Genomic DNA, 15,673 nt, shown 5'->3' on the forward strand with positions numbered 1-15,673 from the left:
TCAGATGTGCGGGATGTCGACGTCGTGCACGCGCCAGCAGCGCACTTGCCCGGCCGCGGCCAGCTCCTCGTCGTGCGCGGCGACCGCGGTGAGCGGATGGTCTTCTCCCAGGTGCTCGAGGCAGGCCAGGCGCACCTCGGTGATGCGCCGGGCAGCCTCTTCTCCCTGTCCGCAGGCGGCGAGGGCCCACGCCCGGACGACCGCGGCCGCCAGCGACCACGGGTGCGCCGCCTGGAGCCGGGACACCAGGACTTCGAGCGCCGCGGTCACCTCGCCGCGCCCGCGGTCGAGCTCTCCCGCGGCGAGCAGTGCCGCCCCCAGGGTCAGCCGGGCGAGCGCGGTGAACGGGTGCTGCTCGGCGTAGCGCGCCTTGGTCAGTAGACCGTGCAGGGCGACCTCGGCGAGTTCCACGGCACCGGTGAGATCGGTGCCCGTCGCCCGCAGCGTGGCCGAGTGGCTCAGCGCGCAGCCTATGGTGGCGGGGTGGTCGTCACCGAGCAGCGTCCGGTACCCCGTGTAGGCCTCCTCCATCTGGCTGCAAGCGTCTTCGGCGTGCCCCGGGGTGCCGGCTCCCGGCCCGGTGCGCTCCGCGATGGCGAGCTGCCGCAGGGCGATGAGCTCGACGACGTTCAGCTTCGGTTCGAGGTCCGACAATCGCCCCCGCGCTTCCCGGAGGGCGTGGACCGCGTCCCGGTGCCTGCCCAGTTCCCGCCGGTAGGCACCGACCCGCACGAGCGCGGCCCACACCTCGAGGCTGTTGCCGTACAAGCGCTTCCGGCGTTCGAACAGGTCGGTGGCCACCGCGTGGGCCCGCCTCAGGTCTCCGTTGAGGAACAGCGATCCGGCCGCGTTGCTCGCCGCCATCTGCGTCTCGGGGTGGTCGTCGCCGAGCGCCTCCCGCAAGCCGTCCCAGGTGCTGAGGTCTTCGACGAGGCCTTCCGCGAAATCGCCGAGGCTGCGCAGGTCACCGCCCCGGGCGCGCGCGGCGAAGAGGGTCTGCGGGTGCGTGAGCCCCCGTTGCCGGCGCAGGTTTCCGAGCACCGCGTCGTCCAGCTCGAGAGCCGTGGCGGAATCGCCCAGTGCCCGGTGGAGGTTGGCGACCTGGAGCGCCATCCGCATCCGCAGCGGATCGTCCTCGCCGAACCGTGCGGTCCACTGGCGGAGCACCCGCTCGGCGTGCGGCAGGGCCTCTCGCTGCACCTGCGGACCACCGCTGCGGTAGTAGAACCGGACCTGGGCGACCAGCCAGCGCCGGACGGCTTCGTCCTCGCTCAGCACCGCGCCCGAGGGAAAAATGTGCTTGTGCAGCTCCAGGAAGCGCTCCGCGGCAAAGCGCTCGTCGACCTCCACCTCGCTCGGCGCGTAACGCACCAGTACCCGCAACGCTTCCGCCCGGTACCGGGCTTCCTCCTCCGCGCCGAGGCAGCGCCGGATGCCCTGCTGCACCACCCGGTGGACCTGCAGCGAACTGGGTTTCGCCCAGCTGACCCGGAACAGCCCCAGGCGTGAGCCCAGCCAGAGCATCCGGTCGATCTCCACGGCGTCCTGCCGGAGCAGGTTCGCGTCGGGGCCGGCGAGCTCGGCCAGCCGGTCGATCATCGCGGTCGATCGGATCAGGCCCAATCCGATGCCGTGCGGGGAGTAGCAGCAGCAGAGCCGGGCGAGCAGCGCCGTGCAGCGCCCCAGCGGGGATTCGTCCAGCGTCGCCAGGATGAGGCCGACGACCCGGGCGACCGTCGCATCCGAATCCTCGCCGGCCCGGTCGGCGGGACTGCCCAGCCGGTCCAGGAACCGGCGTGCCGCCCAGGCCGCGGCGGCCAGGACGCTCGAGCCCGCCCGCCGGTCGGCGTCACTCAGCTCGTTCAGCCACGCCCCCGCGAGATCGAGCGCGAGCGGCAGGTGCCGCACCGCTTCGGCGACTTCCTGGGCGTCGGCGAAGGTGAGTCCGTTGACGCGGGAATTCAGCAACCGCACGCTGTCGCGGCTCGAGAGTTCCGCGAGCTCGATCGCCGACGCCGGCGCGGCCACCCCGGTCACGATGACGTGTCCCTGCGGGCTTTCCGGCACGGTTCCCTCGAGCACCGTCCGGTCCTCGACGTTGTCGTAGATCAGGAGGAACCGCTGGAAGGCCGGATCGCGCAGCCGGTCCAGGGCGACGGTGTTGCCGTAGGTGCCCGAGGCGGGCCCGGCCAGGCGGTCCGCGAGGTCGGCGAGCGCGAGCAGCACCGACTGGCGGTCCGCGGCGGGGATCCACCACACGACGTCGTAGTCGCCGGCGAACCGGTGGGCGAACTCGAGCGCGAGCTCGGTCTTGCCGATCCCGGGCCGGCCGGTCAGCTCCTCCCGGCCCGCCCTCGCCACGGGCAACCGGTCCCGCAATCCTTCGACCTCGTCGTCGCGCCCGACGAACACCGGGCGCCGCGGCGGCAGGGACTGCAGCTCCCGCGCCCGCCCGGGGAGGTGACCGCCTTCGGCCGTCCTGCTCCCCGGCCGCTCGACGAAACCGAAGTGCCGCAGCATCCGCGTGACGAGCCACTGCCCGTCCTGCGCGAAATCCCCGGAAATCGTCACCGCGTCGGAGAACATGTCGCTGGTCCGGCCGGATCCGCCGGGCGCCAGGATCACCACGTCGACCCGCATCCCGGTTCGCCGGGCGCGCCCGACCTGCGCCACCACCTCGGGGGCCAGCCCGGCTTCGTCGAACGCCGCGGTGCCCACCAGGACGACACCGAGCCGGCCGCTCCCGGCCAACCACGGCTCCGCGTCGCGGAAGAACCGGGTGCTCGCGCCGGCGCGCCGGAGGTGGGCGTCGACCCAGTCGGCCCACGCGCGGTCGGGCGTGGCGTAGACGACGACCACGCGGTCTTCGGCGCCGCCGTCCGGTACGGCCAGCCCGAACGCCTTGCGGTAGCGGCGGCGCACGAGTTCGGGCACTTCGGGAACGGACGCCTGCGCACCACCGGTCAACGCGGCCATCAGGTTGCCGTACCCGGCCTCCAGCCGGCCACCCGCGCCCGGTTCTTCGACGACCAGGTTGAGCACCGGATCCACCGTGTCGTGGCTGCGCTCGGGAATTTCCGGTACCTCGGCCAGGTGGAGCACATCCGCCTGCTCCTCGACCACCGAGCCGAACTCCACGGCGACGAGGCTGCGTGCCTGCTTGGCCCGTTCGGGGAACCGGTCACCGAAGCGGGTGGCCAGCGGCAGCACGGCGAGTCCCGGCCGCAGCGTCAGGCGCACGCGGTCCACCAGCGCGCGAGCTTCGGCGACTTCCTTGGCGCGCGTCACGAAACACACCACGACGCACCGGCACCAGGCGCCCAGGAAGGCGAGCATCGGGTCACCCGGCCCGGCGGGACAGTCCACGAGGACGTCGTCGTAGCCGGCGGCGAGGAGCTGTTCCCGCAGGCTCGGCGCGGCGGTGGTGGCGAAGTCCATCGCGTTCAGCGTCACGACGTCGACGTACCCGGCCTGGTCGAGGTGAGTGCAGTGCACGGCGGTCAGCGGACCGGCTTCGGCCGGATTCGCCGGCAGGCCGGCGGCGAGCCGGAGCTGCCGGGCGAGCGGGCCGGGGAGCTCGATCTGCGCGGAGGCGAACGGTCCCAGGAATTCACGCTGCCCCGTCCCCGCCGGGCTCCAATCGACGACCAGCACGCGCCGTCCGGCGGCGGACAACGCCCACGCCAGGTTCGCCAGGGTGCTGGTGCACCCCGCCCCCTCCTTCGCGGAGAGGAAGGCCGTCACGTTCGGCTGCCGCCCCGCTCCCGGGCCGTGGGTGCTCGATGGGCTGCTCATCACACTCCAGTCGAAAAAAGAGGACCGGGTATTACGGCGCCTCAGAGACCTGACTCGTACGGCGCATCGTATCTGCCCCGGGAATCGCCGAGCGCGCGATCCAGTGATGACCGCAGTACACAATCAGGCAACGCTTGCAACGACTCGAGGTCGAGATCCGTGACGTCAAGAAGATCGGATTCGAGCAGGTTCTCGTCGGCCATCGACACTGCCGCCCCTCATGCCGCCGTTGGTCATTTCATCATACCGGCCGTCCGTCACTCCAGAGAAGGATGAACCGTTCGGCCGATCGGCCTGCGGCCAGGAAGATCAATCGATGACACCGGTCTCGCGATCACCCGGACGAGCGTGTTTCATTGATCGGGAGGAATAGAGGAACTATGGAGAAGACCGCCCGAGCCGCCCCGTTGGCATTTCGCCAGTTCATCCTCAAGCTGCACAGCCGGTGCAACCTGGCCTGCGACTACTGCTACCTCTACACCAAGGCCGACCACGGCTGGCGGCTCCGCCCGCGGGCCCTGTCACCGGCACTGGCCGACCGGATCGTCGGCAGGATAGCCGAACACGTGGCCGCGCACCGGCTGCCCTCACTGGCGGTCCTGCTCCACGGCGGCGAGCCGCTGCTCGGCGGCCTTTCCCTCGTGCGGCAGATCGCCGGCGCCCTGCGAGACCGGGTGCCCGCGCAGGTACGGCTGTCGATGCAGACCAACGGGACGCTGCTCACCGGGCCCACCCTCGAAGTGCTGAGCGAGCTGAGCATCGGCGTCAGCGTGAGCCTCGACGGAGATCGGGTCGCCCACGACCGGCACCGCCGGGGGCCCAGCGGGCGAGGCAGCCACGCGGACACGACGGCCGCGCTGCGGCGGCTCGGTTCTGAAGCGTTCCGGGAAATCTACCGCGGGTTGCTGTGCACCATCGATCTGCGCAACGATCCGGTCGCCACCTACGAAGCATTGCTGGAATTCTCGCCGCCTCGAGTCGATTTCCTGCTCCCGCACCGCACCTGGGATGCACCGCCACCGGGCACGGGCCGGTACGGCGATTGGCTGATCCGCGTCTTCGAACGCTGGTACGGCGCGCCTCGGCGGGAAACGGGGGTGCGGTTGTTCGAGGAGATCATCCACGTGCTGCTCGGCGGCCGGTCCGGTATCGAGGGCATCGGCAACGACACCGCGCCGTTTCTGGTCGTGGAAACGGATGGTTCGATCAGCCGGTCGGACATTCTCGCTTCGGTGGCCGAAGGGGCGGCGGCGACCGGCCTGCACGTGGACGGGGCTCCGTTCGACGCGGCGCTCGCCGGTGCGCTGCCGCCACCGCTCAACGCGAGCTGCCGGGCGTGTGATCTGGTGCGGGTGTGCGGTGGCGGGCTCCCGGCGCACCGCTACCGCTCGGGCACCGGGTTCGACAACCCTTCGGTCTACTGCGCGGACCTCTACCGGCTGATCGCGCACATCCGGGCCCGGCTCGCCGCCGATCTCGCCGCGTTGCGCGGCACCACGTGAAAGCCGCCCCGTTCGCGCTGCGACGCGAACAGTTCGCCGCACTCGCCCAAGGCGGCGGCGGCCCGTCCGTGGTGAGCCTGCTCGCCGACGCCCGGCTCAGCCGCACCCTCCAGCTGATCAAGCACCTGGCCGCCACACAGGCTTCGGCGGCCGCCGTCTTCGCGCTGCTGGTCCGCTTGGAACGGACCAGTCCCGGGTCCGTCACGCGGGTGCTGCGCCACCCCTCGGTGGGGGCATGGGCGTTGCGCGTGGCCGCACGAGGAGAACCCGCCGCGCCGGGCCTGCACCGCATCACCTTGGCGGCGGCGGTCGACGCCCGGGAACCCGTGACGGTCGAGGTGTTCCGTTGTGACGTGAAGATTCCGGGCATGGGAACGGTGCTGCTGGCCGAGCCGGGGAAGATCACGGTCACCCCGATCGCGGGCGGCACGCGGGTCGGCTCCGCCACGATCCCCGCCGACTGGCGCACCGGGGCGGACCGCTGGCGTCCGCTCCCCCGCGTCACGGTCGGAGCGCGGGAGCGTCCGGCCACCTTCATCCTCGACGACTGGGCCGGCGAGGACGAGCCTCCTTCGTTGCGCCCGGACGCCGCCGCGGTCCCGGACACCTGGCGAACGGCGCTCGACGCGGCCTGGCGCGTGCTCAGCCGCCACCACCCGGCCACCGCGGCCGAACTGCCGCGGGCGATCAAGGTGGTGACGCCCCTGCCCGGCGGGACGACCAGCCCGGTGAGCGGCACCGCGGACGCGGCGTTCGGGTGCGTCTTCCTCTCTCCGCCTGCCGACCCGGTGACGGCGGCCGCGAGCCTGGCCCACGAGCTCCAGCACACGAAGCTCATCGGGCTGACGGATCTGTTCCCGTTGGTTTCCCGAGGCGCGAGCCGCCGCTACTACGCCCCCTGGCGAGCCGACCCGAGGCCGGCAAGCGGTCTCCTGCACGGCTGTTACGCATTCGCCGGAGTCGCGGCCTTCTGGCGAAACCAGCGGCGAGCGGCGGCGCCCCCGGCCGATCGGCTGTTCGCCGAAACGGAATTCGCACGCTGGCGCAAAGCCGTGGCCGAAGCGGTGGCCGAGCTCCGCGCCGGCGACGAGCTGACCGAACTGGGCCGGCAGTTCACCGGCTTGCTCGCGGACACCATCGCGGGCTGGCTCGCCGAACCGGTCAGCAGGGCAGCTGTGGCGGCGGCCCGCCGGCTCGGTTCGGAGCACCGGGGCACCTGGCTCTCGGCGAACCGGTAACCGGACGTCGATGGTGTAGCGCGCTTTCCGGGAAAAAGATGAAGGGCGCCTTCAGATGAAGCGCCGGCATCGACGAGAGGTCGTACGTGCACTCGATGACCAGCGCGCCGGGGCCGCCTTGACCTGTCCGGGGTCACCCGGCTCGCAGATCGCCGAGCTGCGCACGAATCCTCTTCCGCGCCCGGTGGATACGGGCTTTGACATTGACCAGTGAGATGCCGAGATAGTCGACGATCTCCTGATACGTCAGACCGCCGATTTCGCGAAGCAGAAAGGGCTGCGCAGCATCTGGGTCCTCGACCTGCAGCTGCTCGATCGCGTCGAGGAGAGCTATCCGTGTTCCGGCGATGACACTCGTCCTACGCGGATCCGCTCGGTCGGGAAGCGAAGCAGGGTACTGCACCCGTTGTGCATGCGCACGAAGCCGGCGGTAGGTCATGAGCGCACTGTTATTGGCTACAGCTCGCAACCACACGGTGAACTGTGCGCGACCGTCGAAGGTGGCAATCTTGGACGCGACCGCCATGAGCGCATCTTGACAAGCCTCTTCGGCGTCCTGCTGACACCACACAATTCTGGAGCACGCAGCCATAACAGCTGGCCGCGCCCGTCGAAGCACCTCTTGCAACGCTTTTTGATCACCTTGGGATGCGGCCGTTCCCAGCGCATTGAGTTCGTCGTCCTGCATGGCACGTCTCCCCTTTCGAGCCCAGGGCGGCATGATAGCGGCATGGACGTTCCCGACCGCGTCGGCAGATACCGGATCATCGACTTCCTCGGCTGCGGCGGTTTCGCAGATGTCTACCTCGCGCACGACGATGAACTTGACGCTCCAGTAGCCATCAAGATCCTTTCCGACAAGTGGCACGAGAACTTCGACGTTCGCCTGCGTTTCCTCGACGAAGCTCGTCTGCTCCGCAAGATCGACTCTGACCGGGTGGTCCGGGTCTACGACATCGGCGAGTTGCCGGGCGAACGCCCGTACTTCGTCATGACCTTCGCCGACCGCGGCACCCTGGCGGAGCGCTTGTCAAGCGGACCGGTCAGCTGGCAGGAGGGCGTGACCATCGCGATCGACATCTGCGAAGGGCTTCACGAACTGCACGAGCGCGGCGTTCTCCATCGGGATCTGAAGCCCTCCAACGTCCTGTTCAGCGACCGGAACGGCGACGAGAAAGTCCTGCTCGGCGACTTGGGGCTGGCGAAACGCCTAGCCGACGCGTCGATGATCACGTTCGCCTGCGGCACTCCCGGCTACATGGCACCCGAACAGGGCCCTCACGGCGGCCCGCTGGGCAAGCACACCGACGTTTACGGAGCCGGCGCGGTGCTCTACCGCTCGATCACCGGTCGCCATGTCGGCACCGGCGCCGATCCCGGCTTCCCGGATGACGTGCCCGGGGAACTCCGCCAAGTCATCGGTCGAGCATTGCAAACCGACCCTGATCGGCGCTATCCCGACATCGGCGCGCTGCTCACCGAACTCCGGGCCATCCGCCTCGACAGCGAAAATACCGATACTCGCCCCCAACGAACCAAGAGCCATCGCCGAACGCGTCGCGCTCTCGTTGCGGCGGCAGCGGCTGTCACGGTCGCTGGAGCATCCGTGGCGGTCGTGCTCGCTCGCTCGCCGTCGGCAGTGGAACTCGAGGACGACAGCGGCGCGATCCAGGTCAGTGTCCCCCGCGACTGGGCCGTTCAGGTCGCCGGCACGACGTGGAACCCCCAGGTCATCGGAGTCGAAGGCAGTGCGCAGCCATCGCTGCTGGCGGCAGTGTCGGCGACCAGGTTCACCGACATGGCCGACGACCAGCCCGGGGTCTTCATCGGCCTGCTACCTCCGCAAACTCGGATCACGGCCAACGACTTCCGATTTCACCTGACTCATCGAGCATGCCGCGCAGACGACCCACCCGCCGTGGCCGCCGCCTTGGCCAGCACCCGTCATCGCTGCGCCGACGTCCTCGTCGACGATGTACTGCTGGCTCACGGTGGGCGACAGGCCTGGCTCCAAGTCAAGCAACACGTCGGCCAAACCCCCCTCACGGGTGAGATCGCCGGCTCACTGCAGGTCGCCGGAAACAGCCGATAACTTTTCTCGCCCGTCGTGCATCCAACAGTGTGAGTCCCGGATCAGGGGCTGGACGACAACGCGAGAGGACCACCCACATGAAGACCAGGCCGAGTTCCGCCCGGCGCCGCAGCATCAAGGTCATCACCTGTGCATCCGTGACCGCGGCGATGCTCGCCGGTCCGTTCGTGCTGCCGGCCGCCGCCGGACCGACTTCTCGAACCGGGCCGGCCACCGCGTCGTGCGAGTTCCCCACCTGGCAGTACGCCGCCAACCGCAGCGGCACGATCCGCCAGGTCGCCGGCGGCGAGGTGACCGGCAGCTACTCCCCCGGCGACCTGCTCAACACCGGCATGGCACCGAACACCACCGGCTGGCTCACCGGGAACTTCTACACCGCGGCCGGCCGGTTCACCGGGTCCGGCGCCGCCCTGCGCGACTCCTTCAACTACGTCCGCAACTGGTGCTGACCGTCCCCAGTCCTTCGACCACACTTCGTTGGAGCCGCAATGAGCATTCGCCACCACAGGTTCACCCTCGTGCCCAAGATCGCCGCCGTCTGCGCGGTGGCGACCGGGATCTGCCTCGCCACGGCTGTTCCCGGCGACGCCGATACCAAGGGAACCGTCGCCAGCACGGTCGATGCGACCATCCGCAACGCCCCACCCGGCAAAGGCGCCGGATACGTGATCGGCAACGCGCTGACCGAACGGGGCAGCCACCCCGGTGTCACCTTCACACAAGTCACCACCAGCGGCGAGTTCCGCTACGGCCGGGTCCACGGCAACGTGGACTTCTGCGGGTGGGTCAGCACTCAAGCCAAGCTCGCCGGCACCAAGAGCGCGTCCTCGGCGAAGTGCCCGGGCGGCACCGACGGTCGCGCCCTGCTGTTCAGGCAGTTCAGCAACGGTCTGCGCAACTGCGAGCCGGGCCACTGCAGCGGCGGCTCCTACGCGAAGGTCGAGCCGTCGAAGTGCTCCGGTACCTACCCCAAGGGAGCTCCGGCCTTCGGCAACGTCTCGCCGTGGCTGCCCAAGGCCCAGCCCCACGACCTCTACACCCGGTTCACCGCCACGTACGAAGTCTATTGGCGGTATGTCAGCCGCGACGGTGCCTGGGTGATGGTTCAAGACCAGCACGTCCGAACCGGGGAGTCCCGCAAGAGCGCCGGCTTCGACCACCAGGCATCGGACTGGTACTTCGTACCGCGCGCCTGCGTCTTCGACGCCCAGCAAAAGCTCCACCACTAGCCGCAAGCGCCCGCTGGTCCCGGCTGCCGGCCACGCCGGGACCAGCGCCCCCAGTGTCCGAAGGAAGCCACCATGCTCAGACGCGTCATCTGCCTCGCCGCCGCGCTTTCGCTCTGCCTCAGTGCGTGCGGGCAGCCCGAACGGGTCGGCGTCGCGCCTCAGCCGATCATCGATACCTCGGAAGAGATCGATCAGAGCTCCTCGACCACTCCCGAATCGACCGTGATCAGCACACCTCAGAAGGAAAGCACTTCTCCAGCCGAGGCCGGGACCTCCAGCGCTCGGACTGCGCCGCCACCGGCGTCTCCCGAGTCGACCACCGCCACGGCCGGGCCGGGACCAGGCGAGTGCCTGCCGCAGTACGCCGTCGTGGCCGAAACCTCCGCACGAGACACCCGTGCGGGCAATTTGATCGGCCGCGTCCACCCCGGGGCACACGTAGGTGTGAAACAGTCCGACGGCGTCTGGGCTTACGGGTACGTCTCCGCCATTGACGGACGCGGTGCGGGCTGGGCGTGGATGCTGCACGAGAAGATGCGCCGAATCGGTGGTTCCTGCGGCTGACCCGGCCTGCCACCATCAGCCACCTCGACTGGCCGGCGGACGTCGCACGCCGGCGCGTTGATGCAAAGCCAAAGGAAGTATCCACGTGTATCAACCGGTTCCCGGGCAGATCTGGTGGGCGTACGTGCCCTTCGAAGACTGCAACGACGGAAAGTACCGTCCCTGCCTGGTCCTCCACCGCAACGGGTACACCGTCCGGGTTCTCAAGATCACCAGCAAGGACAAGCGCGGACGAAGCGGTTATGTGCGGATGCCGACCAGCGCGTGGAACGCCTCCTCCGGAAAGAGCAGCTGGCTTCAGCTGCGCCCCGTCTTCGCCCTCGACTACAGCGCGGGCTCGTTCACTCGGTTCCTCGGCCCCTGCGACCGAAGAACGTGGGCCTGGGCGCAGTTGCACCATCCGCTGCTCGCAGCTCCCGCCGGGCACAACCGAGCGGCGACCCCGCCGGGTACCGTGCCGGCGCTGGCCGTAGGAGCATTGGCGGCGACGGTACTTTGTTGTCCTGTCGCAGCGGCCGGCTTGGGAGTGGCGTCACTGGTGGTGAACCGGCGGCATCCCAGCACCGCTGTTCGTGTCATGGGTGTCGGCGCCGTCGCCGTCAACGGTCTCATCCTGTTGCTTCTGGCCATCGTGTTGGTGGCCGGCCGTCACCAGGCGACATTGCCCTACTAAGGGTCGTTCGTGTCGGATTCTCGAAGGGAAACAGGTTGTCCGTCAAGGATGTGCACTTTTTGGCGCTTCACGAGCCGTACTCGGCGCCGGAGCATCCGGTCCCGATCAACGCGACCATCGTGCATGCGAGAACGTTGCTCCATCCCCGTCTGCCGCAGCCCGACGGCGGGCTGATGTTCCGTTGCCTGACTGAATTCCCGGGCCGCTTCCCCGGCTGCGTCGTCCCGCTGTCGACGTTGACCTACGAACTCGACGGAGGCGCCTTGTGGCCCGCGATCGGCGACTGGGAGCGAGTTGCCGACGGAGTTGTCCTGCTTTCACGGCAACGCCTCTGTGACGCGATGCCGCTGGGCCTGGGCCCTCGAGCGACCGCAGTTCTCGGCAACGGGCCGTACACGAACCACACCGTGTACTACGTCGACGGCCCACCGCAGACTTACGGATCGGAGGATCGGCAAGCGGAGATCGCAGCGATGACCGAACACGTCAAAAACTTCGTCGCGCGGGGACCCTTCCGGCCCGGGCAGGGACTGACCCTCCCGCCACGCGAGCCTGAGGTGCTGCCATACCGGCCATACGACTACAGCACCCGGTAAAGAGGCCACCCGCCGCTGAGCTTGCGGGGAGCAGTTCCGCACGCGACCGTGTTCCTCACCTCTGTCAGGTTCGCGGCCCTGTACTCCCCAACCAGGCCGGGAAGCCAGCCTCCCCGCCCTGCGAACGCCGCCACCCACGCTGGAAGCGTTTGGACGACCTGTCACTGGTGTTCACTTCCTGTCCACAGTAGACGGTTGAGCGGCGTCGAGCAGGATCTTCAGCAGGTCGCCGGGTGCGTCCCGCATGAGGTTGTGTCCGCTGTCGAGTGCGTGTGTGGTCCATGCGGGGTCCGTGCGAAGGCGCTGGTAGACGGGCGTGAAGGGTGACTGGCCATCCCAGCCGGCGGCATAGACGTAGTCCCGGCGGAAACCGGTGCCGTCGCCGGACAGGCGGAGGGGTTGGAGCAATGAGGCAAGCGGGTGCGGGGTGGCTCGCGGGTCGAAGAACGGCAGGGGACGTGTGGCGTAGCCGTTGTCCGCGACGTCGAGGTACCAGCGGCGTTCCTCGTCGGAGACCAGTGTCCAGCAGGAATCTCCGTGCGCGGGCACGACGGCGTCGAGGTAGACCAGGCCGTCCACGCGCTCGGGCGTGCGGTCGGCGGCCCCGGTGATCACCATTCCGCCGTAGCTGTGGCCGACCAAGACGGCGTCGTGGATGTTCTCGGCCACCAGCAGTGCGGTCACGTCCTCGATGTGGGTGTCGAGGTTGACCCCGCCGTGCAGGAGGTGGCTGCGTTCGCTGAGCCCGGTCAGCGTCAGTGGGTGGACGCGGTGGCCGTGCCCGCGGAGTTGCTCGGTCAGTTCGGCGAAAGACCAGCCGCCGTGGCACATGCCGGGGACGAGGACGAAGGTGGCCATGATCGTGCTCCGTGTGGTTGTCGGGGGTGGGTTCAGCGGATTTCGGCGTCGAGTTTCTCGCCGGGTAGCGGGCCGGGCCGCCGCCAGTGCCGCCGCGGCGGCGCACAGAACAGCGGTCCAGGCGAGGGGTGCGGCGGTCGAGGTGTGGTCGGCGAGGATGCCGGCCAGCCACGGGCCCACGGTCTGTCCGGCGGCGAAGAGGGTGGTGAACGCGGCCAGCGTGGCGGTCCAGTCGGCGGGCGGAACGGCGGTCCGGATGTGGGCGGTGACGGCCGCGGGGACCGCCATGAAAGTCACCCCGTAGGCGACCGCGGAGGCGATCACGACAGCGGGTGCGGGTGACAGCAGCGCCAGCGCCGCGCCGCCGGCCAGCACGCCGAGCACGACAGCCAGGGCGCGGGTGCCGGGCCAGCGGGTGATGGGGCGGCTCCACAGGACCGGGGCGACCACGACCGCGGCGCCCAGCGCCGTCCACGTGAGCACCACCTGCATGACCGGTGCGTGCCGTTCGGCCAGGTAGACGGACAGGAAAGTGATGTAGGTGATGTACCCGGCGGCGAAGAGGAAGTACGCCACGGCGACCCGCCACAGCGGACGCACCCGTGCTCGGCCGGCCTCACCGGCCGGCAGCTCCTCGCCGGTTCCCGCCGCCGTCCAGCTGATCAGGGTGGCCAGCACCGCCGCGGCACCCAGAGCGGCCCACGCCGGCTGCCAGTGATCACCCAGACCCGGAATGGTCGCACCGCTGAGGATGATCCCCAGACCCGTGCCCGCGAAGTACACCGTGATCGGCGCGCTGGACCCGGCACGCGCGGCGATCCGGGCCGCGATCACCCCACCCGCGACGAACACCACCGCCCCGCTCGCCCCGGCCACGGTGCGGACCGCCAGCAGCACCACGAAATCGTCACCCGCCGCCGTACTCACCAACGCCAACGCGGTGACGACCATGCCCCAGCGGAAGACCGCGGCGGTGCCCCAACAGCGCACCAGTACCACCGCCACCGCCGCGCCGACCAGGTAACCCAACCCGTTCGCGGCGCTGATCACTCCCGCGTCGGCCAACGTCCAGCGCAGGTCGTCCCGCATGGCCGGCACGAGCAGCCCGTAGGCGAACCGCGCGAGTCCCAGCGCGGACGCGGTCCCGAGCGCCAGCCGCACGGCCCGTCCCGTCGCTGTCATGCGCACCCCCAGATCGAACCGATCAGTACCATCCGGACGCTAGCACAATGATCGAACCGATCGGTACGATCGAACCATGCCCGTTGCCAAAGGCACGACCATCGACCCGGAGCGCACCCGCGCGACGATCCTGCACGCGGTCACCCAGGTGCTGTACGAACGCGGGCTCGACGGCATCGGCGTGGCCGAACTGTGCGCACGCCTCGGCGTGTCCAAGGAGACGCTCTACCGGCACTTCGGCAGCAAGGACGGACTCGTCCAAGCGATGCTCGAAGCACGAAGCGACCGGGTCGTCCGCTGGCTGACCGACGCCGTCGAGGCTGCCGGCGACGACCCCGCCGACCAGCTCACCGCCCTGTTCGACACGCTTCAGGGGTGGTACGACGAGCCGGCCTTCCGCGGCTGCGCACTGCTCAACGCCGCCACCCAGCACCACACCGGCACCGTCCGGGCCATCACCACCCGGCACCTCGGCCGCTACCTCGAACTGCTCACCGGAATCGCCGATCGCGCCGGAGCCGCCGACCCCCGCCAACTCGGACAGCAGCTACTCATCCTCGTCGAGGGCGCCACCGTCGTGGCCGACCACCACAGCCCCACCCACGCGGGCGAACACGCACTCCAGGCCGCACTCACCCTGCTCGCCACCACCCGCCGGACCTGACCTGCCGTCAGCCCGGTCATCGGGACAGGAAGATCCGGCGTTCCTCCGCGGTGGTCTCGAACAGGTCCAGGCTGACCTGCTGGTCGATTGCCGGTCGGTGACCAGAGCGATCGTCAGGCCGACCCGCCGTGCCCAGACCATCGCTCTTGCCGGCGGCCGGCTGGTCGGCGCCGGCAGGGCCGTATCGGGGTGCACCGCCGGGCGAGCACCTCTGCCCTTTTCGGGTGAGGTCAACCCGGGCCCGTCCCTCGGCGTGTAATACGTAGAACGTCGACAGGGGAGGTGGTCCGGCGTGCCGCCGGAAACGCGCACGGACGGGCCGGTCGCGGACTTGTTCCGCCGGCACCGGCCCGATCTGCTGCGGCTGGCCGTGCTGCTGCTCGGGGACACCAGCCAGGCCGAGGACGTCGTCCAGGACGCCTTCGTCGCGCTGCACCGGCGCTGGCCCGTGCTCGCCGACCCGGCGGCCGCCGCCGGGTACCTGCGGGTGTCGGTGGTGAACGGGGCCCGGTCGGCGCACCGGCGCCGCGCCACCGTCCGGCGGCACCTGCGGGTCGGCGAACCCGAGGCACTGCCGGCCGCCGACGCCGGGCTGCTGCTCGCCGAAGAGCACCGGACAGTGCTCGCCGCGGTCCGGCAGCTCCCGCGCCGGCAGCGGGAAGTGCTGGTGCTGCGGTACTGGTCCGGCCTGTCCGAGGCCGAGATCGCCCGGACGCTCGCCGTCTCCCGCGGGACGGTCAAGACCTGCGCCTCCCGCGCACTGGCCAAGCTCGAAGACCTGCTCGGAGGACCCGATGGCCACTGAAATCGAGGACCGGCTGCGGCGCGCCTTCGCCGCCTTGGCGTCCACTGTGGACGTCCCGGACAGCGAACCGGAACTGCCGAGGCGACGCCGCTGGGTGCCCGTCGCCGCCATCGCGGCCGCCGTGGTCGTGGTGGCGGGCGCAGTGGCTTTCGCGCTCAACCGGCCCGACGCTCCCCCAGCCACGCTGGCGGTATCGACTCCGCCGCGCACCACGGCGCCGCCGCCGTTCGCCTTCGCCCTGCTGACCCACTGCGGAGTCGACGAAGCGAAGGTCGGCAACACCTACTTCGAAGCCGAGACGCCGCTGAGCGGCCCGGCCCGCAGCGCGCCCCCGGGCTGGGACGACCCGTACCAGCACGGCACCATGACGCTGTACCCGCCGGACGCCGCCGTCTTCCACGACGCCCGCGGGCACGAGGTGCGGTTCCGGGCCCGCCCCGGGGCGACGGGGTTCAAGCACCTCTGCGACTGACCG

The 15,673-nt window shown here is 70.1% G+C and carries 15 protein-coding genes; 11 read left to right on the forward strand and 4 right to left on the reverse strand.

Features of this window, described 5'->3' with window-relative positions:
• On the reverse strand, positions 1 to 3,795 hold the full coding sequence (gene fxsT, locus ISP_RS42150; protein ID WP_230468602.1) for an FxSxx-COOH system tetratricopeptide repeat protein: 3,795 nt from the start codon (positions 3,793 to 3,795) through the stop codon (positions 1 to 3).
• Between the two features lie 41 nt (positions 3,796 to 3,836).
• Complete coding sequence (locus tag ISP_RS42155; RefSeq protein ID WP_155258943.1) at positions 3,837 to 3,998, reverse strand: hypothetical protein; 162 nt, start codon at positions 3,996 to 3,998, stop codon at positions 3,837 to 3,839.
• Positions 3,999 to 4,175: 177 nt separating this feature from the next.
• On the opposite strand from ISP_RS42155, the gene ISP_RS42160 reads away from it, so the two are divergent.
• Both ISP_RS42160 and ISP_RS42165 read left to right on the forward strand, forming a co-directional pair.
• Complete coding sequence (locus ISP_RS42160; RefSeq protein ID WP_013229894.1) at positions 4,176 to 5,297, forward strand: FxsB family cyclophane-forming radical SAM/SPASM peptide maturase; 1,122 nt, start codon at positions 4,176 to 4,178, stop codon at positions 5,295 to 5,297.
• The gene (locus ISP_RS42165; RefSeq protein ID WP_013229895.1) at positions 5,294 to 6,535 is read left to right on the forward strand and encodes an HEXXH motif domain-containing protein; all 1,242 of its coding nucleotides are present in this window, start codon (positions 5,294 to 5,296) and stop codon (positions 6,533 to 6,535) included. Before ISP_RS42160 ends, ISP_RS42165 begins: the two co-directional genes overlap by 4 nt.
• Positions 6,536 to 6,668: 133 nt before the next feature.
• Here ISP_RS42165 and ISP_RS42170 read toward each other — a convergent pair whose 3' ends face one another.
• The gene (locus tag ISP_RS42170; RefSeq protein WP_034284042.1) at positions 6,669 to 7,223 is read right to left on the reverse strand and encodes an RNA polymerase sigma factor; all 555 of its coding nucleotides are present in this window, start codon (positions 7,221 to 7,223) and stop codon (positions 6,669 to 6,671) included.
• A 42-nt stretch (positions 7,224 to 7,265) separates the two neighbouring features.
• Between ISP_RS42170 and ISP_RS42175 the strand changes: the two genes are divergently transcribed.
• From ISP_RS42175 to ISP_RS42200, 6 genes are all read left to right on the forward strand, one after another.
• Entirely contained in the window at positions 7,266 to 8,627 is a 1,362-nt protein-coding gene (locus tag ISP_RS42175) for a serine/threonine-protein kinase (RefSeq protein ID WP_013229897.1), read from the forward strand.
• Between the two features lie 77 nt (positions 8,628 to 8,704).
• Positions 8,705 to 9,076: a hypothetical protein gene (locus ISP_RS42180; RefSeq protein ID WP_013229898.1), complete on the forward strand. Its 372-nt coding sequence runs from the start codon at positions 8,705 to 8,707 to the stop codon at positions 9,074 to 9,076.
• Positions 9,077 to 9,115: 39 nt separating this feature from the next.
• Positions 9,116 to 9,856 carry a hypothetical protein gene (locus tag ISP_RS42185; RefSeq protein ID WP_013229899.1) on the forward strand — a complete coding sequence of 247 codons (741 nt, stop codon included), beginning with the start codon at positions 9,116 to 9,118 and terminating at the stop codon, positions 9,854 to 9,856.
• 72 nt (positions 9,857 to 9,928) lie between these two features.
• A complete protein-coding gene (locus ISP_RS42190; RefSeq protein ID WP_141748501.1) occupies positions 9,929 to 10,420 on the forward strand; it encodes a hypothetical protein in 492 nt (163 codons plus the stop codon).
• Between the two features lie 85 nt (positions 10,421 to 10,505).
• Positions 10,506 to 11,093 (forward strand): type II toxin-antitoxin system PemK/MazF family toxin, encoded by a 588-nt coding sequence (locus ISP_RS42195; protein WP_013229900.1) that lies wholly within the window; start codon positions 10,506 to 10,508, stop codon positions 11,091 to 11,093.
• Between the two features lie 35 nt (positions 11,094 to 11,128).
• Positions 11,129 to 11,689 (forward strand): hypothetical protein, encoded by a 561-nt coding sequence (locus ISP_RS42200; protein WP_230468603.1) that lies wholly within the window; start codon positions 11,129 to 11,131, stop codon positions 11,687 to 11,689.
• Between the two features lie 171 nt (positions 11,690 to 11,860).
• On the opposite strand, the gene ISP_RS42205 is transcribed toward ISP_RS42200, so the two are convergent.
• On the reverse strand, positions 11,861 to 13,729 hold the full coding sequence (locus ISP_RS42205; RefSeq protein ID WP_230468604.1) for a YbfB/YjiJ family MFS transporter: 1,869 nt from the start codon (positions 13,727 to 13,729) through the stop codon (positions 11,861 to 11,863).
• A gap of 76 nt (positions 13,730 to 13,805) precedes the next feature.
• Between ISP_RS42205 and ISP_RS42210 the strand changes: the two genes are divergently transcribed.
• From ISP_RS42210 to ISP_RS42220, 3 genes are all read left to right on the forward strand, one after another.
• On the forward strand, positions 13,806 to 14,393 hold the full coding sequence (locus ISP_RS42210) for a TetR/AcrR family transcriptional regulator (RefSeq protein WP_013229903.1): 588 nt from the start codon (positions 13,806 to 13,808) through the stop codon (positions 14,391 to 14,393).
• Between the two features lie 292 nt (positions 14,394 to 14,685).
• Positions 14,686 to 15,198, forward strand: a complete 513-nt coding sequence (locus ISP_RS42215) for an RNA polymerase sigma factor (protein WP_013229904.1) — start codon at positions 14,686 to 14,688, stop codon at positions 15,196 to 15,198.
• The gene (locus ISP_RS42220) at positions 15,188 to 15,670 is read left to right on the forward strand and encodes a hypothetical protein (RefSeq protein ID WP_013229905.1); all 483 of its coding nucleotides are present in this window, start codon (positions 15,188 to 15,190) and stop codon (positions 15,668 to 15,670) included. The genes ISP_RS42215 and ISP_RS42220 overlap by 11 nt, the downstream gene beginning before the upstream one ends.
• The last annotated feature ends 3 nt before the right edge of the window (positions 15,671 to 15,673 follow it).

Origin of the sequence: Amycolatopsis mediterranei, assembly GCF_026017845.1 — a bacterium.
In the GTDB taxonomy this organism is placed as follows: domain Bacteria; phylum Actinomycetota; class Actinomycetes; order Mycobacteriales; family Pseudonocardiaceae; genus Amycolatopsis; species Amycolatopsis mediterranei.